Consider the following 24,846-nt stretch of genomic DNA (forward strand, 5'->3'; position numbering starts at 1 on the left):
CTGCCGATATATGATGCTCTATCAGGCACGAGGAAAGCATTCAGCCATCATGGGCGACATTGCGGACCGGACCCTTCCAGTCAGCTTGAGAGCACTCCCCTCCCCCTGGCCCAGCAGAGTCGCACCCTGCGCATTCCGCGGTGAACTCCCAGCTGAACGCCCCTCGTCGATCATTCAAGGGGCAAGAGGTATCGCGCCACGACCCCGTCGACCGCACACGGCGCGACCGCACCAGCACCATCCGCACCACCCGGCACGGTTCATGTCGCCTACAACGATCGAGTGCCTGGTCAGTCCCCGTAGCGCACCCGCCGAGCGCCCGCAGATCGGGGCCGCCCGGCCGGACGGCCTGATCCCTACCCCTGACCCTTGGCTTCCGATTCGACCTCCTGTTAGTAATTTCATGCGGCATACGAATGTCATTTCATGCACCCCTCCCACCATGGACCAGGCGGATGTGATGTCGTTATACGCGCAGGGAACCGCTGCCCCCGTACCCCGGACAGCACCCACCCGCAGGACTCGCTACAAGGCGGAAATCGCATCGGTTTCCCCGGAATCGAGCAGGAACACCTTCGAGCAGCACGAAACATGCTTTCTCGGTGTCAGTCTGGAAAACAGCAACTTCACCACCCCCAAACTCACGAGCATGGTCAAATGGATCTCCCGAAGGTTCGGGCGATGCACCGTGCTCATCGGCGACAGCATTCACCGGCTCACCTTGGAGTCAACTCAGGGACTCCCTCCCGCCAGCGCCCGGGAGCGGGCTCTGGAACTCGGTCGTAGCTTCGTGGAGACCGAACGGAACGTGTTCGAAGAGCATGGCGAGAGCACCGACTTCACGATCCTGACCTGTAGTGAAGTGCAGGCCGGCGAGAGGTACACCGAGTTCCACGGCAAGTTGCGGGCGTTCTTCGACGAGGACGAATCGTTCCGCTCATCGGTCGAATCGTTCGGTCACGCCTACCACCGGAAGCGTGCCGACGGCGTCAGCGAGGCCGATTTGGAAAAACGCATCCGCATGTCCAGCGACTACTTCCTCGAAGAGTTCGCCATCTTCGCCTGCCTCAAAGAGCAGGGACTGCCGGTCATGGTGTATCCGGGATCTTTCAGCACCCTGTCGGAGATCGCCAAGGGCGAACATCCAGGAGCCCCGGAAGAACTGCGTGACCTCGCCGTGGTCTCCCTCCACCTGAAAGGCCGATGAGCATGGCATCCGAAGTGCGCAACCTGGTCCCCGAAATACGGCGGGGAAAAATATATCAAGACGTTTACGAGAAGCGTTCGCCCGACCGTCCCGCACTCGGCGAAGCGCGCCTCGAAAGGGCCCGCGCGGCAGGCGGGGGGCTGGACTTCGGTGGCACCGAGGCGCGCGACCGGGCGTTCAGGGACGGCGTCTTCCTCCTGGAGATCCCGGGCGATCTCGACGTGTCGACGGGTGACGCGTTCGCGCGCCAGTTCTACGAGGGTCCGGCCGCGGAGCCGTACGGCCGGTTCCGCGACATCCACAGCGACCGCTTCGGGGACCCGTTGCTCGGCTTCCACCAGCGGATCAACCAGATCGAGCAGTTCCTTCTCGAACGCCGCTTCTGGGCCACCGCCTACCCCCCGGAGATCAGCGCCCTGGGCGAGTCCCTCACCCGGCTCTCCCAGCACGTCCTGCGATCCGTCCTGTCCACCGTGGGCATACCGGAGCGGGACTGGCGGCGGGCGACCGGCGGCTGCTCCCAGAGCGCCGGCTCCTACCACCTGACGTTCAACCACTACCGGCCCGCACACCAGGACATCGGGCTCAGCTCCCACAAGGACGACGGGTTCCTCACCATCCTGCGGACGACCGCCCCGGGCCTCGAAGTCAGCCGCGAGGACCACTGGGAGACCGTCCCGGCCGACCCCGACTGCTTCATCGTCAACTTCGGCCTGTCCATGGAGATCCTGACCGCGGGCAGCCGCACGCCCGTGGCCGCCATCATGCACAGGGTCGCCCGGCAACAGGACGACCGGTCCAGCTTCGGGCACTTCAGCTCCAGCGGCTGCCTGCCGGGCGAGGACGAGGGCGTCTACCGCTACGCGCACGGCAGCGGACTGGAGCGCGTCTGCGGCTCGCGGGAACTCATCGACGAGAACGACCACGAGATCTACGCCGGTACGGACGCGCCGGACGGGACGGACACCACCGGCGCCCCGCGCCGCGCCGAACTCCCCACAGCAAGGGGCGTACGCCGATGACCGTGGACACCATGCCGCTCCAGCGCGCCACCGCGGCGGGCTCCGGCCTGAGCTTCGACGCCGCCGACGGCCTGCCCCGGGCCCTGCGGGACGGCTGCTTCCTGCTCGCCGCACCAGCCGGATTCGATCCGGGTCCGGGCATCGCGCTGTGCCGCGAGTTCCACCGGGCACCCGACGAAGGGCCGGATTCCACCCGGGCGTACCGCGGCTTCAAGGACGTGCCCGGCGTCTACTTCGACCGGGAGCACTTCCAGACCGAGCACGTGCTCATCGACGGCCCCGGCCGGACGCGGCACTTCCCGGGCGAACTCCACGCCATGGCGGAGGAGATGAGCGCCCTGACGCTCCTCGTGCTGCGTGCGGCGATGACCGAGCTGGGCATCGAGCACGCGCTGTGGAGCGAGATCACCGGTGGCGCCGTCGACGGCCTCGGCACCCACTGGTTCGCGGCGAACCACTACCGCTCCGAGCGCGCCCAACTGGGCTGCGCCCCGCACAAGGACACCGGATTCGTGACCGTGCTCTACAACGAGGAGCCCGGCCTGGAGGCGTCCGTCGACGGCGCCTGGGTGCCCGTCGATCCCGTGCCCGGCCACTTCGTGGTGAACTTCGGAGGCGCCTTCGAACTGCTCACCGCTGCCCTCGACCACCCGGTGCGGGCCATTTTGCACCAGGTGCGGCAGTGCGCCCCGGCCGAGGGCGGCACGGACCGCTTCTCCTTCGCGGCCTTCGCCAACCCACCCGCCACGGGCGACCTCTACCAGGTGCGCGAAGACGGCTCGGCCGCGCCCGTACGCAGCTCCGAGGACTTCCTGCGCGAGTTCAACGAACAGACCTGGTCCGACCGGCACGCCGACTTCGGCATCGCCAAGGCCGTCGGCGCGAGCGGAGGCGGTACGTCATGAGCGTCTCGCAGGACAGCCTCAGCACCCCGCGCCGGGGCAGGACCGTCGTCCTGCCGCAGGCCCCCGGAGCGCCCTTCCCCGGAATCGTCGCCCATCACGACGGACCCAGCCGGCTGCACGGCCACGCACCGGCGTTCCACGAGGCGACCGTGGTACGCGGTGAACCCGCCTCGCACTACTTCCGCGCTTCCGGCATCAGCGCCCGCGCCGAGGAGAACGACGGTCTGTGCACGTTCTGGATGGGCCCGAAACTCGCCGTCTACCAGATCACCAACGAACCGCTCGTCGGCGACGACGTCCTCGCGCCCTCCACCGATGCCAACCGCGAGCTGTTCGGCGACTTCATGGGCTCCTTGCCCCACGACCACCCGGACCGTCCGGGGAAGCGGGCCGTGGTCGAACGCTCGCTCGGCAACGCGAAGTTCGTCGATCGCCTGGAGCCCGCCGTCCGGCGGCACACGGCCGACCACCTCGGCCGCGCGGCGGGCCGGCCCGTCCCGCTCGACGAGTTCACGCTGTCCCTGACGGCGTACGTGGACAGCATGGTCCCCGGCGTCCTCGACCTCACGCAGCGGCCACTGCCCGAGTACCTGGACTCCGACGAGTACGGCCGTGTGGTGCGCGGCTTCTTCGACCTCGCCTCCGACGTCATCAGCAACGACAACCCAGCGGCGATGCGCGAGTTCGACGTCATCGTGCCGTTCGTGCGCGACCTGCTCACGGACAACTTCGACGCTCTGGCGGACGCACCGGAGTCCAACATGGTCCGGCGTCACTTCGCGCTGTGGGACGTGCCCTTCACCCGCCGGTCCGTGGCCGCGCTGGACGCCGCGCGGATCAAGGAGCTGGGGACGGTCGTCGTCGCCACGTACGACACGACAGCGCTCAGCCTGCTGTGGGCGATCGGCTACGTGGAGGCCACGCCCCACGTCAAGGAAGCCGTCGTGGCGGAGGCCGGGCGGGCCACGGGGGCGGGGTGCCCGTACGCGGACCCGTCTGCGCACGCGGGCGCCGCCCCGTCCGTGATCGACCTCGCGGTCCTGGAGGCCGTACGCCTCGGCGGCAGCAACCCCAGCGCCCTGTGGCGCCGTACGACCGCGCCCTTCGCCCTGCGCCGCCGGGGCGCCTCGGTGACCGTGCCACCGGGCACCATGATGTGGCTGGACCGCAGGCAGGCCAATCGCGACCCCGCCGTCTTCCCCGAGCCGTGCCGCTTCGCCCCCGCCAACATCGGGGCCATCGTCCGCTCCGACCGGGAGACGGTCTCCTCGCTGCTCTCCCGCGGCCGCTACGAGATCAACTCGTTCAGCATGGTCAACGCCGACCGGAACCCCCGCAAGTGCCCCGGCAGGCTCTTCTCGGTACGGATGCAGTCCATGGTCCTCTCGGAGCTGTACGGCCGCTGGACGGTCACCACACGGGACACCGACCTTCAGCTCAAGCACCACGCCTCCATGCCGCGCCCGGCACGACCGGGAACCATCACGATCAGGCCCGCCCCCGGCACGCCGCGCGACACCGCACCCCTGAGGGAGCCGACCCCATGACCACCGCCAACTCCCGTACCGTCCGGGCCCACTTCCACCCCACCACCGCCCGCGAGCCGGTCAGCCTGCCGCCCATGCCCGGCGAGCGGCAGGCACAGGCCTCCTACCCGCCCGTGGACCTCGAACGCTCCTGGTTCGACGGGGAGGAGCTGCGCTTCGCACGCGAGGGAGGCTTCGAACGCGCCCTGGACATGGGGTTCTTCCTGCTGCGCATACCCGACGGCCTCGACACCTCCCCCGGGGACCGGTTCGCCTCGCACTTCCACGAGGAACCGACCGGCGACGACCTGGACCCCTACCGGGGCTACCGCCACGTCGACGTCCGCGACGCCTACCAGGGCTACTTCGACCGCGAGCACGACCAGTGGGAGAACTTCTACGTCGAGCGCGCGAACTGGTCGCTGCTGCCGCCCGAGGTCACCGAACTCGGCCACCGGATGACCGCTCTCGGCGTCGCCGTCCTGCGCGCGGTGCTGCGGCACGTGGAGGTGCCGCACGACCTGTGGAGCGAGGTGTCCGGCGGCCTGACCGACGACGGCGGCCACCAGATGCTCGCCTTCAACCACTTCCGTTCGCAGAAGGAGACCCGCGGCTGCAAGTTCCACCGGGACTCCGGGTGGGTGACCGTGCTCCGCTCCGTCGAGCCCGGCCTCCTCGCGCTCATCGACGGAGAGCTGGCCGCCGTCAACCCCCGGCCGGACCACTTCGTCGTGAACTTCGGCAGCTCGCTCGAAGTGCTCACCGCCGCCCTGCAAAGGCCCGTGCGCGCGAACGTGCACGGGGTGGTCTCCACCGAGCGGGCGGCGGGACGCGCCGACCGCATCTCGTACGTGACGTTCCTGGACTCCGCTCTCGACGGCACCCTCTACCAGCTCGACAACGGCACGGCGCGCCCCGTGCAGTCGGTCGCGGACTTCGCCGCCCAGGAGGTGAGCCGGACCTATGACAACGACGGCGCGCTCTGACCGGGGCGCGGGCACGGCACCGGTGGAAACCGACCAGAACGGGAGTCGCACCATGACGGACACTGCGCAGATGGAGCGGGAGGGGGCCCGGCTCGCCCTCCCCGTGGCCGAGGTCGATTCGGGCACTCTGCGGTTCGCCACCGCGGACGACACCGAGCGGGCGCTGCGCATCGGCGCGTTCAACGTGGCGGTCCCCGAGGGCCTCGACGCGCGCGCCGGGCTCGACTTCTGCCGCACCTTCTACGAGCCGGGGACCGGCGATCCGGCCGACCGCCGCCGGGGGCACCGCGAACACGGCCACCCGGCCTCCAAACTGGGCTACGAGGACCGGCCCGACCAGGTCGAACAGCTCCAACTGGAGAGCTTCCTGTGGCAGGCGTACCTGCCGGACGACGTCACCGCGGTGCTGCGGCGCATGCGGCAGCTGACTCTGGACGTCCTGTACGGCGTGTTCGACGCGGCGGGGGTTCCCGGGGCGGACCGCGACCTCATCACCGGCGGTGCCGCGCGGGACACGGGCCTGTGCTACACGACGGTCAACCACTACCGTGCGGGACTGAGCGACCGCGCCGGGATCGTCGAGCACTCCGACAGCGGTTTCATCACCACCATCTGCACCGACCAGCCCGGCTACGAGATCCTCCACGAAGGCCGCTGGCTGCCCGTGCTGGAGCGCGCCGGCCACTTCACGGTCAACCTCGGCGACGCCTTCCGGGTCCTGACCAAGAACCTTCCCAGGCCGGTGACCGCCGTCTACCACCGGGTGCCGGAGCTGCGCCCTGACGCGGGCGTCCCGGACCGCTCCTCGTTCACCGTCTACATGGGGCCCCGCTACGACATGCCGCTCTACCAGTACGACTCCGGGGGGAAGCTGCGTGAACACCAGAGCTTCCGCGCCTTCTCGGTGGAGAAGGCGGGCAAGCTCGGCTACGACTTCCACTCCCGCGTATGAGCACGGCGGCAAGGCGCCCGCGCACCCTCACGTCGCAGGGCTGGCAGTATGCCGAACTGCGGGGCGGGGAGCTGCACTTCACCGCGGAGGACGGATTCCGGCGCGCGCTGAAGGACGGCTTCTTCTACGTACGGCAGCCCGCGGGGACGGACCTGTCGGCCGGGGACCGCTTCGCCCGCTCCTTCTACCTCCCGGACCCGGACCCGGCGGCCCCCGACGCGGAACCCTCCGATACCTACCGGGGCTTTCGCCGCTGGACGGCCGGGCAACTGGGCCGTCACCAGGGCTACTTCTGTCGCGACGCCGACCAGACCGAGCAGTTCTTCCTGGAGAGCGCCTGGTGGGACCAGGTCTACCCGGCCGCGCTCGCCCGTCAGGCCGAGCGCATGCGCGACTTCGCGCTCGACGTCCAGCGCGCGGTGCTCGCCCGCCTCGACCTGCCGCGCGCGCTGTGGGACGAGGCCACCGGGCACAGCCTGACCCCGCACGGCACCCACACCCTGACCTTCAACCACTTCCGTCCGGAGGTGGCCGCGCGCGGCCTGAACATCCACAAGGACTCCGGGTGGGTGACGGTGCTGCGCTCCACCGAGCGCGGACTCGAAGTGGACCGCGACGGGCAGTGGCATCCCATCGACCCGGTCCCCGGGACCTTCATCGTGAACTTCGGCTGCGCGATGGAGATCCTGACCCGCCGGACCGCCACGCCGGTGGCCGCGGTGGCCCACCGCGTGGTGCGCCAGCCGCCGAGCGGCGGGGCCAGGCCCGACCGCTTCTCGTACGCGCTCTTCGTCGACAGCAGTCTCGACGAGAGCGTCTGTCCCGGCCTGTTCGCCTACCAGCCGGGCAGCGGCCTTCACCTCACGTCGGGGTTCGGGGCCTTCCTCGACGACATCCTCGACAACACCTACCGGGAGGACACGAGCGGTCTGTACTGAGGCGGCGCCGCCCGTGGGGCGGCGGGCCGTCGGCGAAGCGTGAAGAAGGGTTCCCCCGGGCGGCCTTGACGCCCGGGGGAACCCTTCGGACGTTCACGGCCGGGCCACCGGAATTCCTCCTGGGCAGCACTTCCCGCCCTTATGCTTCTACATGCGTGTAGAAGCAGCGGGCGCGGCTGGGTTGTTTCCGGCTGCCCCGATGGCGTCGCGCGCGTTCCGATCCATCCGTACGTTCCCCGGGAGGACTGTCGTGGCTTCGATCGACCTGGACAAGGTGCTGGACAAGGCGTGGGCGGACAAGGGCCTGCCGGAGATCCTCGCCGCTCCGGTCTCCGCGCTGAAGGGGGTGTCGGACAGGGACGGCGAACTCCTCGACGAGGCGTTCGGCGTCAAGACCGTCTCCGACCTCGCCTCACTGAAGTACGCGCGCTGGGCGCAGGCCCTGGCCGCGCTGGACACCTCCGCCAACTGATCCCCGCCGCGGGCCCGGGGAACCCGCCGCGGCGGGTTCCCCGGGCCCGCGGTCGCGACATCCCGTACAACTGAAGGAGTGAACGCCACGATGGTGTTCAAGCGACTGCTCGGCTCGCTCGGCGTGGGCGGGCCCACCGTGGACACGGTCCTCGACCCGGCCCCGGCGGTGCCCGGCGGCACCCTGTCGGGGACCGTGCGCATCAAGGGCGGCGGTGCCGACTTCACGGTCGAGGCCGTCACCCTGGAACTGGTCGCCCGGGTCGAGGCCGAGCACGACGACGGGGAGTCGGAAGGCACCGTCGCCTTCGAACGGTTCACCGTGGGCGGTGGCTTCCGCCTCGCCGAGGGCGAAGAGCGCGGCGTCCCGTTCAGTGTGAGGCTGCCCTGGGAGACCCCGCTCACCGAACTGCACGGCCAGGGCCTGGGGGTCGTACTCGGGGTGCGTACCGAGCTGGCCGTCGCCGGAGCCAAGGACAAGGGAGACCTCGACCCGCTGGCCGTACGCCCCCTCGCCGCGCAGGAGGCCGTGCTGGAGGCGTTCGGCCGGCTCGGCTTCGGCTTCAAGTCCGCCGACCTGGAACTGGGCCGCATCCACGGCACCGGGCAGCGGCTCCCCTTCTACCAGGAGATCGAACTCACCCCCGCGCCCGAGTACGCGCACCTGGTCAGCGAGATCGAGGTGACCTTCCTCGCGGACCCGGCCGGGGTGGAGGTGGTCCTGGAGGCCGACAAACGCGGCGGGCTCTTCTCCGAAGGGCACGACGCGGTCACCCGCTTCACCGTCCACCACCACGATGTCGACCGCACCGACTGGAGCGCCGAAGTCGACCGATGGGTCAGGCAGTTGACCGAAAGCCACGCCGCCCGTCACGCCTCCCACGACGAGTACGCCCACAAGGAGGAGCACGGCCACGGCGGCCACCACGGGGAGGGGCGCCACCGCTCCGGGCCCGGCGTGGGCACCGCCGTCGCGGTCGGCGCCGCGGGGCTCGCCGTCGGGGTGGTGGGCGGCATGGTGGCCGCCGAAGTCGTCGACGAGGTGGGCGACTTCTTCGAAGGCGACGACGAAGAAGAGGACGACGAGGGATAGCCGTTCGATCGACGTCCATCCGGCTGGCCCCCCTCCGGAACGGGCGCAGGCCGGATGGCCGGACGCCGGTGCCGTTCCTAGCCTCGGGGCATGATCCTTCGTCGCTTGTGGTCATCGGCGGCCGTGCTGGCGCTGGCCGCGTCGTCCCTGCCGTCCGTGGCGGCCGCCGCCTTGCCGCGCTCGTCCGGCACGGCCTGGTCCGTGCAGCGCGACGCCGACGCGCTGCGGGACACCGGGGTCACCGGGGTGGCGGTCCGCCTGGAGACCCCGCGCGGCACCGTCACGGCTCGCTCCGGTACGGGGGACCCGGTGACCGGCCGTCCGGTTCCGAAGGACGGTTACCTGCGGCTGGGCAGTACCACCAAGACGTTCGTCGCCACCGTCGTGATGCAACTGGTCGGCGAGAAGCGGCTCTCCCTCGACCGGACGGTGGAAGAGGTGCTGCCCGGGGTCGTGTCCGGTGCCGGACACGACGGCCGGACCATCACCGTCCGCGACCTGCTCCAGCACACCAGCGGCCTGCCCGACTACATCGCCGACGTCTTCCCCGACCCCAGCGCCCGGACGTACTTCGCCCACCGATGGCGCGCCTACGAACCCGAGCAACTGGTGGGCCTGGCCCTGCGCCATGGGCCGGACTTCCCGGCAGGCACCCGCTGGGCGTACTCCAACACGAACTACCTGCTCGCCGGAATGATCGTCGAGAGGCTCACGGGCCGCACCTGGGAGCAGCAGGTCCACGACCGCGTCCTGCGCCCGCTCGGCCTGCGGCACACCGAAACCCCCGGCACCCGGCCCTTCCTTCCTCATCCGCACGCGGCCAACCACCAGCAGTTCACGGCGGGCGGCCCGATGGTCGACACCACGATCCCCTACCGTCCCTTCGACAGCGGGGCCGACGGCTCGATGACCGGTACGGCACGCGAGCTCAACCGCTTCTTCGCCGCGCTGGCCGGCGGCAAGCTGCTGAAGCCCGCCGAACTCGCCGCCATGCGGGAGACCGTGCCGGTGCCGCACGACAGCGGCCACCCCGAAGGCACCCGGGACGGACCGGGCCTGTTCGCCACTCCCCTGTCCTGCGGCGGCACCTACCTCGGGCACGGCGGAAGCGGCTTCGGATACGTCGTCCGGGCGGCGACGACCACGGACGGCCTGCGCACGATCACCGTCTCCGCGCACAGCCGCCCAGCGGACCCCCGGACCGCGGCGCGCCAGGAAGACGCACTGCGCGCTCTCATCGACCACGCCCTGTGCCGCACCGCCTGACCGCACGCCCGGCGCCGCGACGGGGCGCGGGCCGGTCCTGCCGTCGGCGGTGACCGGATGCGACTCGACAACGGCTTCGGACACGAAGGGCGCGCCGAGAACGTACCGTCGGTTCCGTCCCGGGGACGACAACGGCCGCCACCGGCAGCACCCGCGCGAGGGAGAGATCAGCATGGCGATTCAGCGAATGGACAACGTCGGCATCGTCGTCGACGACCTGGACGCGGCCGTCGGGTTCTTCGTGGAGCTCGGGATGGAACTGGAGGGCAGGGCCGAGGTCCAGGGCCCCTTCGCGGACCGGTGCACCGGACTCGACGGAGTGCGCTGCGACATCGCGATGCTCAGGACCCCGGACGGTCACAGTCGGCTCGAACTGGCGAAGTACCGCAGCCCCGCGCCGATCGACGCCGGGCCGCGCGACCGGCCGCACAACGTCCTGGGCACGCACCGCGTCATGTTCGCCGTCGACGACATCGAGGACACCGTCGCCCGCCTGCGCCCGCACGGCGCCGAACTCATGGGCGGGATCGCCCGGTTCGAGGACGTCTACCTACTCTGCTACGTCCGGGGCCCCGAGGGCGTCATCGTCGGCCTGGCCGAGCAACTGCGCTGAGCGACGGCCGAGCCGCACGGCCGGACCCGGTGCGGGACGCGATACGTCATGTCCATTAAGGTTCCACCGGGCCGACGCCCCGAAGTCGGCATACCTCCACCGAGAGCTGGGGAGGATGCGGCGAGTACCGCGGCGATACGACCGCGGACCTGAACGAGTGAAGGAACCGGTTATGGCGCAGGGCAGTGTGAAGTGGTTCAACGCGGAGAAGGGGTTCGGGTTCATCGAGCAGGACGGCGGCGGCCCCGACGTCTTCGTCCACTACTCCGAGATCCAGGGCAACGGCTACCGGTCCCTCGACGAAGGCCAGCGCGTCGAGTTCGAGATCGGCCAGGGCCAGAAGGGCCCGCAGGCCCAGCAGGTCCACGCCATCTGACCGGCGACGCGTGCCTGCGGCGCCCCGGCCCGCCTCTGTGGCGGGCGGGGCGCCGCGCTCGTGCTCGTGCCGGGTCAGGAAGCCCTGAACAGCTCGTCCTGGCGGTCGACGTACGGCTGGAAGAGTGCGGCGGGCCAGTTGGGGTCGATGTCCGAGACGCGCTCGATCACCTTCCACACTCCTGCGCGCCGCTCGAAGCGGTCCTGGTAGGTGCCGCTCGACACCACCCCCTCGTCGCCTTCCTTCCAGTTGACCCGCCAGCGCCACGAGACGGTGGCGAAGTCACCCGCGCCGGTGATCTCGAACCAGCCGACCTCGTGGAACCACATCGACAGCGGGAAGACGCTGTGCGCGTAGTCGTAGAGGTTCTTCAGCTCTTCGGGGCCGGTGAAGGTCTGGGTGCGCAGGTCGTGGACGGTGAAGCTGGCCTCCGGCCAGTACAGGTCCACGTACGCGTCGGCCGACGCGCGGCTCGCGTCGTTGTCGATGCGGCGCTGGTGGAGGGTGAGCTGTTCGAAGATCTCGAACCGGTCCACGGCGGTGAGGGGTGTCTGCTCGGTCATTTCCTCGGTCTTTCGGGTGGGGAGGGGTCTGCTCGGGCGCACGGACGCGGCCGGTCTCACAGGGCGGCGAGCGCCTCGTCGCGGGTGACGGCCCTGCCGAGCGCGCCGAACTCGTGGAGGTCGCCGAAGACCTCGATGCGGATCGACTCGTCGAGACCGCCGATCCTGACGGGGTCGAATCCCGCCGCGGCGATCAGTTCCGCGACCGCCTCGCCCGCCGCTTCGTCGTCGGCCGCGTAGAACCCGACCGCGGGCTCCGGGGTCCGGCGGGACGCGGAGGTCAGGGTGTCGGCGGAGAGCGTGCCGAACGCCTTGACGAGCTTGGCGCCCGCGGGCGCGAGGGCTGCCAGGAGCCGGCCGGAGGACTCCTCGGCGCCGATGGTCTTGACGAAGCCGCCGTCGCCGTCAGGGGCGATCGGGTTGGAGGGGTCGACCAGGACCTTGCCGACCAGCGCGTCACCGTACTGGGCGATGAGCTGCTTGGTCGTGTCGAACCACACGGCGAAGACGATCACGTCCGCCTTGTCGATCGCCTGGTCGACCGTCAGCGGGACGGCACGCTCCCCCAGGGAGGCGGCGAGCGTCCGCGCGGCCTTGAGGTCGCTGCCCGCGAGGAGCACGTCCTGGCCGCCCGCGACGAGGTTCGCCGCCAGACGGCCGCTGATGTTTCCGGTGCCGATGATCGCTGTGGTCATGGAGATTCTTCCTTCTGGTGATTGCGGTTGGGAGCACCGGGGTTGAGCCAGCGGCGCAGGGCGCGGGTGACGACGGGCATGGACACGTAGGTCATCAGCACGCTGAACAGCAGTGCGAAGACGGCCGTCCGGGCCACCGGCGGCAGCGCCGTCAGCCGGGGCGTGAGGTACAGGCTGCCGAGCAGGGAGATCGGGAAGATCCCGATGGCGGAGCTCGCCGCCATCTTCCAGCGGGGCGGGGCGCTCACCGTACTGCCGGGTTCGGTGAACCAGGCTTCGAGGCCCGCCAGTTCGCGGCGGGCGACCTCGTGGTGGTGGTGCCTCTCCTGGTGGGCGAAGAGCCCGGCCCGCTGCGGGGAGTCGAGCCAGCGGCCCAGCGCCTGTCGGTCGCGGAAGCGGTGGACGACGATCCACGGGCTGTCGTCGTCCACCGGGCGGAAGAGGCCGCCGCCCAGGTTGCCGGGGAGGGCGGCGGCCGCGGCCAGGACGTCCCGCGCCCACTCTTCGAACGCTTCCTCGTGTCCTGGCTCGACCATGCGCGCCGCGATCAGGGCCATGTCCCCGCGGGAGGTGAGGACGGTGCTTTCGGAAGGGAGGGTCACGGGACTCCTGGTCGGGTTCGGCTTCGGGGCGGGCCGGTGGTTCAGGCGCGCGGCGCGGCGTGGACGTAGTGCTTGGTCTCCTGGAACTCCTCCAGGCCGCGCACCCCGTTCAGCCGGCCCACGCCGGACTGCTTGAAGCCGCCCTCTTCGAACATGTCGTGGACGACGGCCCAGGTGTTGGTCCACACCGTGCCCGCGCCGATCTCGCGGCCGACGCGCAGCGGGCGGTCCACGTCGCGGGTCCAGATCGACGCCGCCAGGCCGAACTCCGTGGCGTTGGCGCGGGTGACGGCCTGCGCCTCGGTGTCGAAGACCTCGAAGGTGGCGACGGGGCCGAACACCTCCTGCTGCACGATCGGGGCGTTCAGGTCGGCGACCTCTACCAGGGAGGGCGTCAGGAACGCGCCGTCGCGCTCGCCGTGCACGAGGACCTTCGCGTACGCGGCCGCGTCGGCGACCACTTCCTCGACGCGCCGGGCGTTGCGCTCGTCGATCAGCGGGCCCATCTCGCTGGCCGGGTCGTCGCCGGGGCCGACCTTGACGGCCCGCAGCGAGGCGACCATGCGGCGGCGGAACTCGTCCGCGATGCCGCTCTGGACCAGAATGCGGCTGCCGGTCATGCAGAACTGGCCGGTGAAGGTGGTGATGGCCTTGGTGAGGACCGGAACGGCGGCGTCCAGGTCCGCGTCGTCGAAGACGATCATCGGGCTCTTGCCGCCGAGCTCCAGGGAGAGCGCCTTGAGGGTGGGGGCGGCGTTCGCGGCGATGACGCGGCCGACGACGGTGGAGCCGGTGTAGCTGATGACGTCCACGTCCGGGGACGTGATCAGCAGCGGGGCGCCGTCGTTGCCCGACTCGGTGAAGACGTTCATCACGCCGGCCGGGAGGCTTTCGGTCTGCGCGACGAGCTCACTGAGCAGGCCGTTGACCAGGCCGGTCTGGCCCGGGAGCTTCATGGCGACGGTGCAGCCCGCGGCCAGCGCCGGGGCGAAGGACCGGACGGCGAGGACCACGGGGGAGTTCCACGGTGCGATGACGGCGGCGACGCCCGCGCCCTCGCGGAGCGTCATGGAGTAGAGACCGGGACGGACCTCGGCCGAGCTGCCGTGGTCGCTCAGGGCGAGGGCGGCGTAGTAGCGCAGCTTGGGAATGGTGAGGTCGATCTCGAAGGCGGCCTCCTGGAGGATCTTGCCGTTCTCCCGGGCGAGCAGCGTGACGAACTCGTCGCGTCGCTCGGCCAGACGGTCGGCCATCTCGAACAGCGCCTTGGCGCGCAGGTTGCGGTCGCGCGCCCAGTCGGTGGTGTCGAAGGCGCGGCGGGCGGCGGCGATGGCGGCCGTCGCCTCGTCCGCTCCGGCGTCGGCGAAGGTGCCGAGGACCCGGCCGGTGGACGGGTTCAGCGACTCGGTCTTCTTGGCGGAGTCGACCCACTGGCCGTCGATGAAGTTGCGGGCGTGCTGCATTGCGGAAGTTCCTTGCATGGGTAGTGGAGCGGGCTCTGGTGCACGGAGCGTGCGAGGGGGGCGGCCCCGATGGGCGGTGCGCCCGGGTCGGGGCCGCAAGGGGCGGCGTCCACGGGCTTGTGCGTGGACGCCGCTCACCGGTCGGTCGGCCGGACGACTACGACGTTACGGAGGTCGGCGCGTCCCGAAATCGGTCACGGTATCGGTCATGGCGACCGGGACGCGGCGGGACGCCCGTGCGCACGGACGGGTTCAGGCGGTGCGGGCCAGCGACTTGTGCTCGGCCAGCACGACCAGCTCGGCCAGCAGGGCCCGCAGCAGGCTCTCGGTGAAGTCGTCCCCGGTGAACGTGCCGTCGGCGGTGAAGCGCTGGTGGGACTGGAAGACGGTGACCTCGGGGTGCGCCACGACGGGGGCCTGGATGCGGTGGAGGATCTGGCGCAGGACCAACTGGCCGCGGGCGGTGCCGAACTGGGAGGGCGAGGCACCGAGGATCGCGACGGGCTTGTCGCGCAGGACGGGGTCGACGTCGGCGGGGCGGGAGAGCCAGTCGAGGGCGTTCATGAGCACGCCGGGGATCGCCGAGTTGTACTCGGGGGTGGCGATGATGACGCCGTCCGCCTCGCGCACGCGCCGACGCAGGTCGGCGACGGCGGCCGGTCCCGCCCCGGTCTCCAGGTCCTGGTCGAAGAAGGGGAGCGCGCCCAGGCTCTCGTAGAGGTCGATGGTGACACCGGTCGGGGCGAGGGCCTGCACGGCGCGCAGGAGGCCGGTGTTGTGGGAGGACTTCCGCAGGCTGCCGGAGAGGGCGAGGAACGTCTTGTCGGACATGGTTGGGATCCGTTCGATGGTGGAGAAGGGGCCGGGAGCCGGCCCTGTTCGGTGGCGCCGCGCGAAGGGGCGTGAAGTGCCCTGTGCCGGGGCGCCGTTGTGTGGGGATCGGGTGTCAGCGGGTGGCGCGGTGGTGGATGAGCACGCGCCGACGCGGTGTCAGGTCAGCGCGGGGCTCGGACGTCCGGACGGTACGGGTCCGGTGCGGGTGACGACGCTCCAGACCAGGGCCGCGCAGGCCCAGGCGGCCGCGGCGAAGACGAGCGTGCTCACCAAGGAGTCCTCTCGCCAACTGGCCACCAGGGCCGCGATCGCGGCCGGAAGGAGCAGTGCCCATGCCAGTGACCGGCCCAGCGGTGTGCCCGGCCGGGTTCCGGGGTTCAGGAAGCGGTGGGCGGCGCGGTGGCTCGCGCAGGCCAGGAGGGTCGCGCCGAGCACGTCGCTGGGCCGGTGCCAGTACATCGCCTGGACCGCGCCCGCGGTCGTCGCGAGCCAGGCGGCACCGGCGGCCGTGACGTGGGGCCGCCACCTCTCGGAGGCGACGAGCGCGAGTCCCAGTGCCAGCGCGGCGGCGATCGCCGCGTGGCCGCTGGGAAAGCTCCCTTCGCTGAGGTTGTGGTCCGCGCCCACGAGGTCCGGACGGCCGAGGACGACGGTCTTGAGCGCTTCGGCCGCGGCGAGCGTGACGAGGACCGACACCACCGCCGTACAACCGGCGCGCCAGCTCCTGCGGACGGCGGTGATCGCGGCGATCGCGCCCAGGCCCACGGCGACGGTCTCCATGTCGTGGGTCAAGGGCGGCGGCCCCCAGGACTGGGCCGCGGGGAAGAACCACGCCTGGTCGGCGTAGCCGACGACCAGCGCGTTCTCCGCACGCTGGCCGAGCGGCGTCCATACCGCCGCCAGGTGTACGGCGGCGAACGCGAGGAGGAGTCCCGACGCGGCTCTGGTGCCCGCGGCCAGGAGACGTACGACGTGCGCGGGACGGGAGGTGGTGTGCTCCCCCGGTTGTGCCATGGTGCTCTTCCGCATTCGTGGGTGGGTGGACAGTGGGGTCCCGGGGCGGCCTACCGGGTGAGGCGGTCGGCGATGACGCCGACCGCCTCCTCGATCACCTCGCCGCCGACGGCACCCGCGAGGTTGAAGAGGTGGAAGGATCCGGCCAGCCGGTGCAGGTGGACGTCGACGTCGGCCGCGCGCAGCCGCTGGGCGTAGGCCTCGCCCTCGTCGCGCAGCGGGTCGAACTCCGCGGTGACGACCGTCGTGGGTGCCAGGCCGGTGAGACCGGGCGTGAGTCCGGGGGCCAGCAGCGTGTCGTGGTACTGGTCGGGGGTGGCGTAGTGCCGCAGGAACCAGGTGAGCAGGGCGTCCGTGAGGACGTGGCCGGTGGCGAACTCGGTGCGGCTGGCGGAGCCGGTCGCGGGTGTCAGCCAGGGGACGACGAGGATCTGGTGGTCCAGGCGCAGGCCTTCCCTGGCCGCGCGCTGGGCGACTCCTGCGGCCAGGTTGGCACCGGCGCTGTCACCGGCCACGGCGAGGCGGGCGGGGTCGAGCCCGAAGTCCTGTGCGTGGGCGGCGACGTGCCAGGTGGCGGCGTACGCGTCCTGGGCGGCGGCCGGGAAGGGGTGTTCGGGTGCCAGCCGGTAGTCGACGGCCACCACGGTGCGTCCGGTCGCGTTGGTCAGGGCCGCCGCCCAGGCGTGGTGGCTGTCGAGCCCGCCGACGACGAAGCCGCCGCCGTGGAAGTGGACGATGCCCGCCCGCGGCGGGCCCGCTTCCCCCGCGCCGAGCGGTTGGTAGATCCGCACGGGCAGGTCACCGGCGGAGGTGTCGAGTACGTGCTCGGTGACGGTCCCGGTCTCGGGGACGGGGCCGGCCAGGGCCGCGACCGCCGGGTCGGTGCGGGCGGCTTCGACGCTCGGCGGCAGCGCGTCGCCGCCGCCGTGGGCGGCGTGCAGGGCCAGGGCGCGTCGGGTGTGGGAGGTCCAGTTCATGGTGCCGTGTTCGTCGCGGGGCGGGTGGTCGTCGCGGGGCGGGTGGTCACGGGTGCTGGGTGGTCACGCGTGGTGGGTGAGGACGGCCTTGACCGCGGTGCCGTTCTTGACGTCGGCGATGGCCCGGTTGATGTCGGCCAGCGGGTAGGTGGTGACGAGCCGGTCCAGGGGGAAGCGTCCCTGGCCGTACAGGTCCAGCAGGCGCGGGATGAGGACGCCGGGGGCCTGGTGGCCCATGACGGATCCCGTGACGGTGCGCCCCTTGAGGAGTTCGAAGGCGTTGGCCTTGAGGTCGGCGTCCAGGGCGGCCACGCCGAGGACGGCGGCCGAGCCGAGCGGTGCGAGGACCGCGACGGCGGTGTTCATCACGGGGATGACGCCGGTGGACTCCACGCTGTGGTCGACCCCGCGCCCGCCGGTGAGGTCCATGACGGCCTGCGCGGTGTCGGCGGTGGAGGCGTCGACCAGGTCGGTCGCGCCCAGCTCCTCGGCGAGCGCGAGGCGTTCGGGCTTGCGGTCGATCGCGATGACGCGGGTCGCGCCGGACGCGACGGCGGCCATCAGCGCGGCGAGGCCCACGGTGCCGAGGCCGAAGACCGCCACGGAGCTGCCGGCCCTGACCCGGAGGGAGTTGAGGACGGCTCCCGCTCCGGTGATGACCCCGCAGCCCAGCGGGGCGAGCGTGGTCAGGGGCAGGCCGTCGTCGGTGACCTTGACCAGACCCCTGGGGTGTGCGAGGCCGTGGGAGGCGAAGGAGGACTGGCCGAAGAAGTGGTCGTGGACGGGGCGGCCCGCCGTGTCGCGCAGGCTCACCGAGCCGTCGGCGCGGCGGGAGTGGAAGTTGAGCGGGATGTGCTGCTCGCAGTAGGCGGGCTGGCCGGCCAGGCAGTTGCGGCAGCCGCCGCAGGAGTCCAGGCTCAGCACGACCCGGTCGCCCGGCGCGAAGCCGGTCACGGCCGCGCCGACGGCCTCGACGGTGCCGGCGCCCTCGTGGCCCAGGACGACCGGGTGCGGGGTGGGGAGGTGGCCCGCCGCCGCTTCCAGGTCGGTGTGGCAGATCCCGACGGCCTCGTAGCGGACCAGGACCTCGTCCGGGCGCGGGTCGTCGAGGGTCAGTTCCTCGATGAGGAACTCCTCACCGGCGTCACGGGACACGGCGGCGGTGACGGACGTGGACATGGTGGTGTGCTCGCATTCTCAGAAGGGGGGTGCGCTCTCGAAGAGGGGCGTCCTGAAAGGGGGCGTCCTCGAAGGGGCGCGCTCTCAACGGGGTGCGCTCTCAAGGAACAGGGGGCGCGGCGCCGCTGCGGCGCCGTGCGGTCCGGGGGCGGCGCCTGCCGCGCCGCCCCCGGACGGAGGGCACCGGCTAGCGCGCGGTGCGGCCGAGGACGAGGTCGGCGGCCTTCTCGCCGATCATGATGCTCGGGGCGTTGGTGTTGCCGCTGGGCTCGTGCGGCATGACCGAGGCGTCGGCGACGCGGAGGTTCCGCACCCCGTGGACCCGCAGCTCGGGGTCGACGACGGACAGGGCGTCCAGGCCCATGCGGGCGGTGCCGATCTGGTGGTGTCCGGAGACCACCGTCGCGCGCACGTGGTCGCGCAGTTGCGCACGGGTCGCCGTACCGGGACCGGGCAGTACCTCGCCGTCGTTCCACTCCTTGAGCGCGCCCTGTCCGGCGATGTCGCGGAGCGCCTCCAGGTTGTCGACCAGCGTCTCCAGGTCGCGCGGGTCGGAGAACACCTTCGGGTCCAGGACCAGCGGGGCCGCCGGGTCGGCGGAGCGCAGCCGGACTTCGCCCCGGCTGTACGGGTGCAGCAGCTGCCCCACCGCGGAGAAGCCGTGCTCGGGCAGCTCGGCGCCCGGCACCGGGTAGACGAACGACAGGAAGAGCGGCTGCACGTCGGGGACCGGCAGGCCCGGCCGGGTCGAGGCGAAGTAGTGGGCCTCCAGGCCCTGCGCCGCCCAGGCGGGCAGCGGCTGCTTCGACTTCCAGACCAGCGGCGCCGACCAGTGGTCCTGCAGGTTCTGCCCCACGCCCGGCAGGTCGGCCCGCACCCGCAGTCCGAAGTCACGCAGGTGGTCGGCCGGTCCGATGCCCGACAGCATCAGCAGCTGGGGGGTGCCGAACACGCCGCCGGAGAGCACCACGTCGCTCTCGGCGCGGGCGACGCGCTCCTCGCCGTCGACGACGTAGGCGATGCCGGCCGCGCGGTCGCCGTCGAACACGATCCGGGTCACCAGGGCGCCGGTGACCACCGTCAGCAGCGGGTTGTCCTGCACGGCGCGGCCGTAGGCCACCCACGTCGACTGCCGGCGGTGGTCCTTGATGGTGTGCTCGGTGTAGCTGACGCCGTGCTGGTCACCGCTGTTGTAGCCGTCGTTGAAGGGCAGGCCGTACTGCTGGGCCGCCTCCACCCAGGACCGCACCAGCGCGTCGGGGCCGGGGTTGCGCTGCACGTTCAGCGGGCCGCCCGTGCCGCGCCCTCCCGCCGGGCCGCCGTCGAAGTTCTCCATGCGGCGGAAGTAGGGCTCGACGTCCTTCCAGGACCAGCCCGCCGCGCCCTGGTAGGCCCAGGAGTCGTAGTCCGCCGCGGCGCCCCGTACGTAGATCATGCCGTTGAACGAGCTGGAGCCGCCCAGTCCCTTGCCGCGCGGCCAGGGCAGTCGGCGCCCGTCCGCGTGGGTCTGCGGCTCGGTCTGGAAGGCCCAGTCCCACGGGCTGTTCCACAGCTGGATCGAGCCGGTGGGGTCGTGGATGGCCTCGGTGTCGTCGACCGGTCCCGCCTCCAGGAGGAGGACCCTGCGGCCCTCGTCCACCAGGCGCCGCGCGATCACCGCTCCGGCCGATCCGGCGCCGACGACGATGTGGTCGAACTCGTTGTTGCTCATTGCTGTTCCTTCTGTTCCTGACCTGCTGTTCGGGCGGTTGCCCGTCTTCGGCCTGGCTCGTTCTGTCGGTGCGGCCCACTCTGTCCGTGCGGCGCTCGCACCGCATCGGTCATCGGATCCGTCACCCCCGGATCAGATCTGGCGGGCGATGTGCTCGGCCGCCGCGATGACGGTGAGGTTGGTGGCCGCGGACGGTACGTCGGGGAAGATCGAGGCGTCGACGACCCGCAGTCCGGGCACTCCGCGCACCGCGCCGAGCCGGTCGGTGACGGCCGTGGGGTCGTCGTCGGCGCCCATCGGGGCCGTGGAGGTCGGGTGGTGGTAGGTGTCCAGGGTGGCCAGGACGGATGCCTGGATCCCGGCGTCGTCCGTCGCCTCCGGGCCCGGGTTGAGCTCGCGGTCCACCAGCTCGGCCAGCGGCCTGGTGGCCCCGAGGCGGCGGGCGAGCTTGACGCCCTCGACGAGCCGGCGGCGGTCCTCGGGCTCGGCGAGGAAGTTGAGGTCGATCCTGGGGGCGTCCGCCGGGTCCCGGCTGACCAGGGTGAGGGTGCCCTGGGACTGCGGGCGGACCAGGGCGACGGCGAGCACGAAGCCGACGCCGGTCGGGCTGGTGGAGTGGTCGAACAGGTGGGTGGCGGTGATGTGCAGGTCCAGTTCGCCCGCGGCGGCGGCCGAGCTGGCGGTCCACGCCTTCGCGCCGATCACGGGGCTCTGCTCGCCGATCCGGTCGGGGTCGGCCGCGTACGCGTTGTAGTAGAAGGGGTGGTCCTGCAGGCGCAGGCCCACCGGGAGGTCGGCGACCACCGGGACGTCCAGCGCCCGCAGGTCGTCGGCCGGGCCGATGCCGGAGCGCAGCAGGATCGCCGCGCTGCCGTAGGCGCCCGCGCTGAGGATCACCTCGGCGGCGCGCAGTTCGGTGCCGTCGGCGAGGCGTACGCCGGTCGCCGTCCCGTCCTCGAAGAGGACCCGGTCCACGAGGGCGTCGGCGCGGATCGTCAGGTTGGGCCGGGAGCGGACGTCCTCGGTCAGGTAGGCCATGCCGGTGTTCACCCGGACCCCGTCCCGCACGTTCATCGGGTACGGGCCCACGCCGTGCGGGTCGGCGCCGTTGAAGTCGTCGACGGGCGGGATGCCGTCGGCGAGCGCCGCGTCGACGAAGGCGCGCTGCATGGGGCTGATCCCGTCGCGGGTGAGCTGGGTGACGGGCAGCGGGCCGGTGCGGCCGTGCAGCCGGTCCTCGCCCGCCCCGGTGGTCTCCAGTGCCTTGAACGCGGGCAGGAGGTCCTCGTAGGTCCAGCCCTTCAGACCGCGCTCCGACCAGCGGGCGAAGTCCGAGGGCAGGGAGCGGACCGCGACGGAGCCGTTGACGGCCGAGCTGCCGCCGAGGACCTTGCCGCGGAAGGCGTCGACGGGGTGGCCGATGACGCCGGGCTCGGACCGGTAGCCCCAGTCGTGGCCGGTCCAGCCGCCGAGCGTGCCGCTGTCGGCGACCTCCGCGGGATAGGCGTCCGGCTCGTAGGCGGGGCCCGCCTCCAGGAGGAGTACGCGGCGGTCGGGGCGCTCGGTGAGCCGGGCGGCCAGGACGGCTCCGGCGGAGCCGCCCCCGACGACGATGGTGGTGATCGCTGTGTCGTTCATGCCGACGACGCTAGGCAGCGGCGCCCGCCCCGACATCGGTCACCGTATCGGTCACGGTGGTGCGGCACCCGTCGTGTCTCACGGGACCAGCCGCAGTCCGTTGTCGAAGTCGACGCGGGCCAGTTCCGCGCGGGCCACGATCCCGAGCTTCGGGAACACGTTGGACAGGTGGTGGCCCACCGTCCTGGGGCTGATCAGGAGCCGGGACGCGATCTCCTTGTTCGTGAGGCCTTCCGCGCCGAGCCTGGCCACCCGCAGCTCCTGCGGTGTCAGGCCGCCGTCCTCGCCCGTGCCTGACGGCCTCAGCTGCTGCCCGGTCAGCTCCTGTTCGCTGCGGGCCCGCGCGAGCAGCGGCCGGGCGCCGAGCCGCAGGAAGACCTCGGCCGCCTCGGCGAGCTGGGCCCTGGCCTCGGTGCGCCGCCTCGCGCGGCGGAGCCACTCGCCGTAGAGCAGCCGGGTCCTCGCGTGCCAGAACGGCCGGTCGGCGGCTCCGGGGACCCGCAGCGCCCGCTCGAACCACTCCTGCGCGCCGTCGCCGCTCAGGAGGGCCGTGCTGCGGTGCGCCGCGGCCACGGCCCATGCCGCGCCCGTGCGCCGGGCCCAGCCGTCCAGTGCATCGGCAGCGGCCCGGCCCGCTCCAGGGCGGTCGGCGCGGACGGCTGCTTCCACCGTGTCGGCGGCGGCGAGGAGCGCGAAGGTGCCGTGCGCCGCCTCGTGACCGGTCTCGGTCAGCCGGACCAGCTGTTCCAGGGCCTCTTCGGCCCGTCCGGCGAACAGGGCCGCCTGGCCCTGGTTCCAGTAGGCGGCGGCGGTCAGCGCGCGCACCCGCCGCGGCACCGACAACCGCAGGGTGAGGGCACTGAGTTCGGCGACCTCCTGTTCGTCGCCGCGCAGCGCGGCGAGCCATGCGAGGGAGTTGCGGCACTGCGAGGCCGCGTGATCGGCGCCGATCTCCTCGGCGAGCCGCAGCGTCTCGGTGGCGTTCGCACGGGCCTCGTTCCAGCGGCCGGAGACGATGTCCAGGGTGGCCGTCTGCGGAACGGTCAGTACGAGGGCGCTCGCCGCGTCCGTGCGGCGCAGCGCCTCCAGCTTGCGGCCGAGCGCGTCCGACACCGCCTGCTCGGCGCCCCACGCCGCGGCGAGCGGCGCGGGCGGCATCAGCCGCCAGGACACCGTGCCCAGCGGGGCCACGGTCTCCTCGTCGACCGGTGTCACGGCGGGTCCCTCGCCGCTCCACCAGGGCATGAGGGCGGACAGTACGGCCACCTCGGGCGTGTCCGCCTCACGCGTCAGCTCCGACACCCGGCCCAGCGCCGCGGCCTGCCGGTCCGGGTCCCCGGCGGCCCAGCCCGCCCGGACCGCCAGGCACGCCAGTTCCACGGCCCTGGTCCGGTCGGACACCACGAGGGCGTCGCGCAGCAGCAGCCGGTGCGCGACCTCCTGGTCGCCGTGGGCGAACTCGATGAGACCTCTCAGCCCGCCGCTGTCCTCGGCCACCGTCTGCGCCGGCACCAGCCGTCCCGCCCGCTCCAGCAGGTCCCGGGCACCGTCCACCTGTCCGCACTCCCAGGCGGCGAGGGCCCCCAGGGACAGGCGACGGGCCGCGTCGACGGGGGCGGGCGACAGTTCGGCGGCCCGCAGCAGTGCGCGGGCGGCCGAGGTGTTGCCGCCCGACGTCCAGTCGTGCCGCGCGGTGTGCTCCAGCAGTTCCGCCACCGCTTCGTCGGGATCGTCGGTGGCCGCCGCCAGGTGCCAGGCCCGCAGTCCCTCTCCGTCCGCGTCCCCGTGCAGCTCCTGTGCCAGGGCCCGGTGCGCCGCCTGGCGGTCGAAGAAGGGTGCCGCGTCGTACACGACGGCGCCGACCAGCGGTGCCCGGAACCGGATGGTGGCGCCCTGGGCGGTGAGCAGCCCGGATGCCAGGACCTCGTCCCAGGCGGCCGTGCCCGCGCCGAGCGCTCCGGCGGCCCTGCGCACCAGGCGCTGGTCGCCGCGGTCCTCGGCGGCCGTCACGAGCAGCAGGGTCCGTGCGCCGGCGGAGAGCGCCGCGGTGCGGGCGCCGAAGGCCCGGCGCAACCGGGGGCCGACGGGCAGCCGCTCCCCGGAGTCGGCGGCGACGGCGGGCAGTTCCCGCAGGGCCAGCGGGTTGCCTCCGGCGGCCGCGACGATGCGGCGCACGCTCTCATCGGCGGTCGAGGGCCGCTCGGCGCGGACCAGCCGGGCCGCGTCGGCGTCCCGCAGCGGGGCCACCGCCAGGGAGGGCTGGCCCTCCCAGGGGCCCCCGGCCGTCGGATCGGTGTGTGTGGTGAGCAGCATCGCCACCGGTGCGGTGCGCAGTCGGCGGGCGACGAAGGCCAGGCACGCGGCGGTCGGCCCGTCCAGCTGGTCCGTGTCGTCCACCGTGATCAACAGGGGCCGTTCGGCGGCGAGTTCGGTGAGCAGGGTGAGGGTGGCGACGCCGATGAGGAAGCGGTCCGCCACGTCCTGGGTGTGCCCGAGGGCGCCGCGCAGCGCGTCGGCCTGGGGCGTCGGCAGGGTGCCGATCCGGTCCGCGAGGGGCCACAACAGCCCGTGCAGGGCGGCGAAGGCCAGTTTGGACTCCATCCGGCTGCCGCGGCAGCCCAGTACGGTGAAGTCGGCCGCTCCGGCGGTCGCGTACTCCAGCAACGCGGTCTTGCCGATGCCGGGATCCCCCCAGAGCACCAGGGCCGACCCGTTCCCCCGCCGCGTCTCCTCCAGGATCCGGTCGAGCTCCCGCTGCTCCTGGTCCCGCCCGTACACGTTCACTTCCGTACTCTCCACTCCCCTACGAACCTGC

At 72.1% G+C, this 24,846-nt stretch carries 23 protein-coding genes; 12 read left to right on the forward strand and 11 right to left on the reverse strand.

Going from position 1 to position 24,846, the window contains the following annotated elements:
- Positions 1-442: 442 nt before the first annotated feature.
- From ACIBNE_RS23475 to ACIBNE_RS23530, 12 genes are all read left to right on the forward strand, one after another.
- Positions 443-1,207, forward strand: coding sequence for a tRNA-dependent cyclodipeptide synthase (locus ACIBNE_RS23475; RefSeq protein WP_399274530.1), 765 nt, complete (start codon positions 443-445; stop codon positions 1,205-1,207).
- The gene (locus ACIBNE_RS23480) at positions 1,204-2,229 is read left to right on the forward strand and encodes a 2OG-Fe(II) oxygenase family protein (RefSeq protein WP_399274532.1); all 1,026 of its coding nucleotides are present in this window, start codon (positions 1,204-1,206) and stop codon (positions 2,227-2,229) included. The genes ACIBNE_RS23475 and ACIBNE_RS23480 overlap by 4 nt, the downstream gene beginning before the upstream one ends.
- Positions 2,226-3,134: a 2OG-Fe(II) oxygenase family protein gene (locus ACIBNE_RS23485; RefSeq protein WP_399274534.1), complete on the forward strand. Its 909-nt coding sequence runs from the start codon at positions 2,226-2,228 to the stop codon at positions 3,132-3,134. The genes ACIBNE_RS23480 and ACIBNE_RS23485 overlap by 4 nt, the downstream gene beginning before the upstream one ends.
- Entirely contained in the window at positions 3,131-4,681 is a 1,551-nt protein-coding gene (locus tag ACIBNE_RS23490; protein ID WP_399274537.1) for a cytochrome P450, read from the forward strand. The genes ACIBNE_RS23485 and ACIBNE_RS23490 overlap by 4 nt, the downstream gene beginning before the upstream one ends.
- Positions 4,678-5,646 (forward strand): 2OG-Fe(II) oxygenase family protein, encoded by a 969-nt coding sequence (locus tag ACIBNE_RS23495; protein ID WP_399274539.1) that lies wholly within the window; start codon positions 4,678-4,680, stop codon positions 5,644-5,646. The genes ACIBNE_RS23490 and ACIBNE_RS23495 overlap by 4 nt, the downstream gene beginning before the upstream one ends.
- Positions 5,647-5,698: 52 nt before the next feature.
- On the forward strand, positions 5,699-6,598 hold the full coding sequence (locus tag ACIBNE_RS23500; RefSeq protein WP_399274541.1) for a 2OG-Fe(II) oxygenase family protein: 900 nt from the start codon (positions 5,699-5,701) through the stop codon (positions 6,596-6,598).
- Positions 6,595-7,536: a 2OG-Fe(II) oxygenase family protein gene (locus ACIBNE_RS23505; protein ID WP_399274543.1), complete on the forward strand. Its 942-nt coding sequence runs from the start codon at positions 6,595-6,597 to the stop codon at positions 7,534-7,536. Before ACIBNE_RS23500 ends, ACIBNE_RS23505 begins: the two co-directional genes overlap by 4 nt.
- A gap of 250 nt (positions 7,537-7,786) precedes the next feature.
- Entirely contained in the window at positions 7,787-8,008 is a 222-nt protein-coding gene (locus tag ACIBNE_RS23510) for a hypothetical protein (RefSeq protein ID WP_399274545.1), read from the forward strand.
- A gap of 90 nt (positions 8,009-8,098) precedes the next feature.
- Positions 8,099-9,100 (forward strand): sporulation protein, encoded by a 1,002-nt coding sequence (locus ACIBNE_RS23515; RefSeq protein ID WP_399274547.1) that lies wholly within the window; start codon positions 8,099-8,101, stop codon positions 9,098-9,100.
- Positions 9,101-9,190: 90 nt separating this feature from the next.
- Complete coding sequence (locus tag ACIBNE_RS23520) at positions 9,191-10,366, forward strand: serine hydrolase domain-containing protein (protein ID WP_399274549.1); 1,176 nt, start codon at positions 9,191-9,193, stop codon at positions 10,364-10,366.
- Positions 10,367-10,538: 172 nt separating this feature from the next.
- Entirely contained in the window at positions 10,539-10,979 is a 441-nt protein-coding gene (locus ACIBNE_RS23525; RefSeq protein WP_399274551.1) for a VOC family protein, read from the forward strand.
- 172 nt (positions 10,980-11,151) lie between these two features.
- Positions 11,152-11,355 (forward strand): cold-shock protein, encoded by a 204-nt coding sequence (locus ACIBNE_RS23530; protein WP_020140946.1) that lies wholly within the window; start codon positions 11,152-11,154, stop codon positions 11,353-11,355.
- Positions 11,356-11,429: 74 nt separating this feature from the next.
- Here ACIBNE_RS23530 and ACIBNE_RS23535 read toward each other — a convergent pair whose 3' ends face one another.
- The 11 genes from ACIBNE_RS23535 to ACIBNE_RS23585 all read right to left on the reverse strand — a co-directional run bounded on the left by ACIBNE_RS23535 (position 11,430) and on the right by ACIBNE_RS23585 (position 24,815).
- Entirely contained in the window at positions 11,430-11,918 is a 489-nt protein-coding gene (locus ACIBNE_RS23535) for a nuclear transport factor 2 family protein (protein WP_399274553.1), read from the reverse strand.
- A gap of 56 nt (positions 11,919-11,974) precedes the next feature.
- Positions 11,975-12,613, reverse strand: a complete 639-nt coding sequence (locus ACIBNE_RS23540; RefSeq protein ID WP_399274555.1) for an NADPH-dependent F420 reductase — start codon at positions 12,611-12,613, stop codon at positions 11,975-11,977.
- Positions 12,610-13,215 carry an antibiotic biosynthesis monooxygenase gene (locus ACIBNE_RS23545; protein ID WP_399274557.1) on the reverse strand — a complete coding sequence of 202 codons (606 nt, stop codon included), beginning with the start codon at positions 13,213-13,215 and terminating at the stop codon, positions 12,610-12,612. Before ACIBNE_RS23545 ends, ACIBNE_RS23540 begins: the two co-directional genes overlap by 4 nt.
- Before the next feature lie 41 nt (positions 13,216-13,256).
- Positions 13,257-14,696, reverse strand: coding sequence for an aldehyde dehydrogenase family protein (locus tag ACIBNE_RS23550; protein WP_399274560.1), 1,440 nt, complete (start codon positions 14,694-14,696; stop codon positions 13,257-13,259).
- A 234-nt stretch (positions 14,697-14,930) separates the two neighbouring features.
- The gene (locus tag ACIBNE_RS23555) at positions 14,931-15,509 is read right to left on the reverse strand and encodes an NADPH-dependent FMN reductase (protein ID WP_399274562.1); all 579 of its coding nucleotides are present in this window, start codon (positions 15,507-15,509) and stop codon (positions 14,931-14,933) included.
- 159 nt (positions 15,510-15,668) lie between these two features.
- On the reverse strand, positions 15,669-16,526 hold the full coding sequence (locus ACIBNE_RS23560; RefSeq protein ID WP_399274564.1) for a phosphatase PAP2 family protein: 858 nt from the start codon (positions 16,524-16,526) through the stop codon (positions 15,669-15,671).
- Positions 16,527-16,576: 50 nt separating this feature from the next.
- Positions 16,577-17,503 carry an alpha/beta hydrolase gene (locus ACIBNE_RS23565; RefSeq protein WP_399274565.1) on the reverse strand — a complete coding sequence of 309 codons (927 nt, stop codon included), beginning with the start codon at positions 17,501-17,503 and terminating at the stop codon, positions 16,577-16,579.
- Positions 17,504-17,566: 63 nt separating this feature from the next.
- Positions 17,567-18,682, reverse strand: coding sequence for an NAD(P)-dependent alcohol dehydrogenase (locus ACIBNE_RS23570; RefSeq protein ID WP_399274568.1), 1,116 nt, complete (start codon positions 18,680-18,682; stop codon positions 17,567-17,569).
- A 187-nt stretch (positions 18,683-18,869) separates the two neighbouring features.
- Complete coding sequence (locus tag ACIBNE_RS23575) at positions 18,870-20,393, reverse strand: GMC family oxidoreductase (RefSeq protein WP_399274570.1); 1,524 nt, start codon at positions 20,391-20,393, stop codon at positions 18,870-18,872.
- A gap of 132 nt (positions 20,394-20,525) precedes the next feature.
- The gene (locus ACIBNE_RS23580; RefSeq protein WP_399274572.1) at positions 20,526-22,031 is read right to left on the reverse strand and encodes a GMC family oxidoreductase; all 1,506 of its coding nucleotides are present in this window, start codon (positions 22,029-22,031) and stop codon (positions 20,526-20,528) included.
- Between the two features lie 78 nt (positions 22,032-22,109).
- Positions 22,110-24,815 carry an AAA family ATPase gene (locus tag ACIBNE_RS23585; RefSeq protein WP_399274574.1) on the reverse strand — a complete coding sequence of 902 codons (2,706 nt, stop codon included), beginning with the start codon at positions 24,813-24,815 and terminating at the stop codon, positions 22,110-22,112.
- Between the last annotated feature and the right edge of the window lie 31 nt (positions 24,816-24,846).

The sequence above is a fragment of the Streptomyces sp. NPDC050504 genome (assembly GCF_044458065.1).
GTDB lineage: Bacteria > Actinomycetota > Actinomycetes > Streptomycetales > Streptomycetaceae > Streptomyces.

Excerpts from the sequence above, each read along its gene's own strand:
- ACIBNE_RS23550 (WP_399274560.1), bottom strand. The coding sequence starts at position 14,696 with ATGCAAGGAACTTCCGCAATGCAGCACGCCCGCAACTTCATCGACGGC.
- ACIBNE_RS23520 (WP_399274549.1), top strand. The coding sequence starts at position 9,191 with ATGATCCTTCGTCGCTTGTGGTCATCGGCGGCCGTGCTGGCGCTGGCC.
- ACIBNE_RS23530 (WP_020140946.1), top strand. The coding sequence starts at position 11,152 with ATGGCGCAGGGCAGTGTGAAGTGGTTCAACGCGGAGAAGGGGTTCGGG.
- ACIBNE_RS23560 (WP_399274564.1), bottom strand. The coding sequence starts at position 16,526 with ATGGCACAACCGGGGGAGCACACCACCTCCCGTCCCGCGCACGTCGTA.
- ACIBNE_RS23475 (WP_399274530.1), top strand. The coding sequence starts at position 443 with ATGGACCAGGCGGATGTGATGTCGTTATACGCGCAGGGAACCGCTGCC.
- ACIBNE_RS23485 (WP_399274534.1), top strand. The coding sequence starts at position 2,226 with ATGACCGTGGACACCATGCCGCTCCAGCGCGCCACCGCGGCGGGCTCC.
- ACIBNE_RS23515 (WP_399274547.1), top strand. The coding sequence starts at position 8,099 with ATGGTGTTCAAGCGACTGCTCGGCTCGCTCGGCGTGGGCGGGCCCACC.
- ACIBNE_RS23500 (WP_399274541.1), top strand. The coding sequence starts at position 5,699 with ATGACGGACACTGCGCAGATGGAGCGGGAGGGGGCCCGGCTCGCCCTC.
- ACIBNE_RS23535 (WP_399274553.1), bottom strand. The coding sequence starts at position 11,918 with ATGACCGAGCAGACACCCCTCACCGCCGTGGACCGGTTCGAGATCTTC.
- ACIBNE_RS23540 (WP_399274555.1), bottom strand. The coding sequence starts at position 12,613 with ATGACCACAGCGATCATCGGCACCGGAAACATCAGCGGCCGTCTGGCG.
- ACIBNE_RS23565 (WP_399274565.1), bottom strand. The coding sequence starts at position 17,503 with ATGAACTGGACCTCCCACACCCGACGCGCCCTGGCCCTGCACGCCGCC.
- ACIBNE_RS23505 (WP_399274543.1), top strand. The coding sequence starts at position 6,595 with ATGAGCACGGCGGCAAGGCGCCCGCGCACCCTCACGTCGCAGGGCTGG.
- ACIBNE_RS23575 (WP_399274570.1), bottom strand. The coding sequence starts at position 20,393 with ATGAGCAACAACGAGTTCGACCACATCGTCGTCGGCGCCGGATCGGCC.
- ACIBNE_RS23525 (WP_399274551.1), top strand. The coding sequence starts at position 10,539 with ATGGCGATTCAGCGAATGGACAACGTCGGCATCGTCGTCGACGACCTG.
- ACIBNE_RS23555 (WP_399274562.1), bottom strand. The coding sequence starts at position 15,509 with ATGTCCGACAAGACGTTCCTCGCCCTCTCCGGCAGCCTGCGGAAGTCC.
- ACIBNE_RS23480 (WP_399274532.1), top strand. The coding sequence starts at position 1,204 with ATGAGCATGGCATCCGAAGTGCGCAACCTGGTCCCCGAAATACGGCGG.
- ACIBNE_RS23580 (WP_399274572.1), bottom strand. The coding sequence starts at position 22,031 with ATGAACGACACAGCGATCACCACCATCGTCGTCGGGGGCGGCTCCGCC.
- ACIBNE_RS23495 (WP_399274539.1), top strand. The coding sequence starts at position 4,678 with ATGACCACCGCCAACTCCCGTACCGTCCGGGCCCACTTCCACCCCACC.
- ACIBNE_RS23490 (WP_399274537.1), top strand. The coding sequence starts at position 3,131 with ATGAGCGTCTCGCAGGACAGCCTCAGCACCCCGCGCCGGGGCAGGACC.
- ACIBNE_RS23570 (WP_399274568.1), bottom strand. The coding sequence starts at position 18,682 with ATGTCCACGTCCGTCACCGCCGCCGTGTCCCGTGACGCCGGTGAGGAG.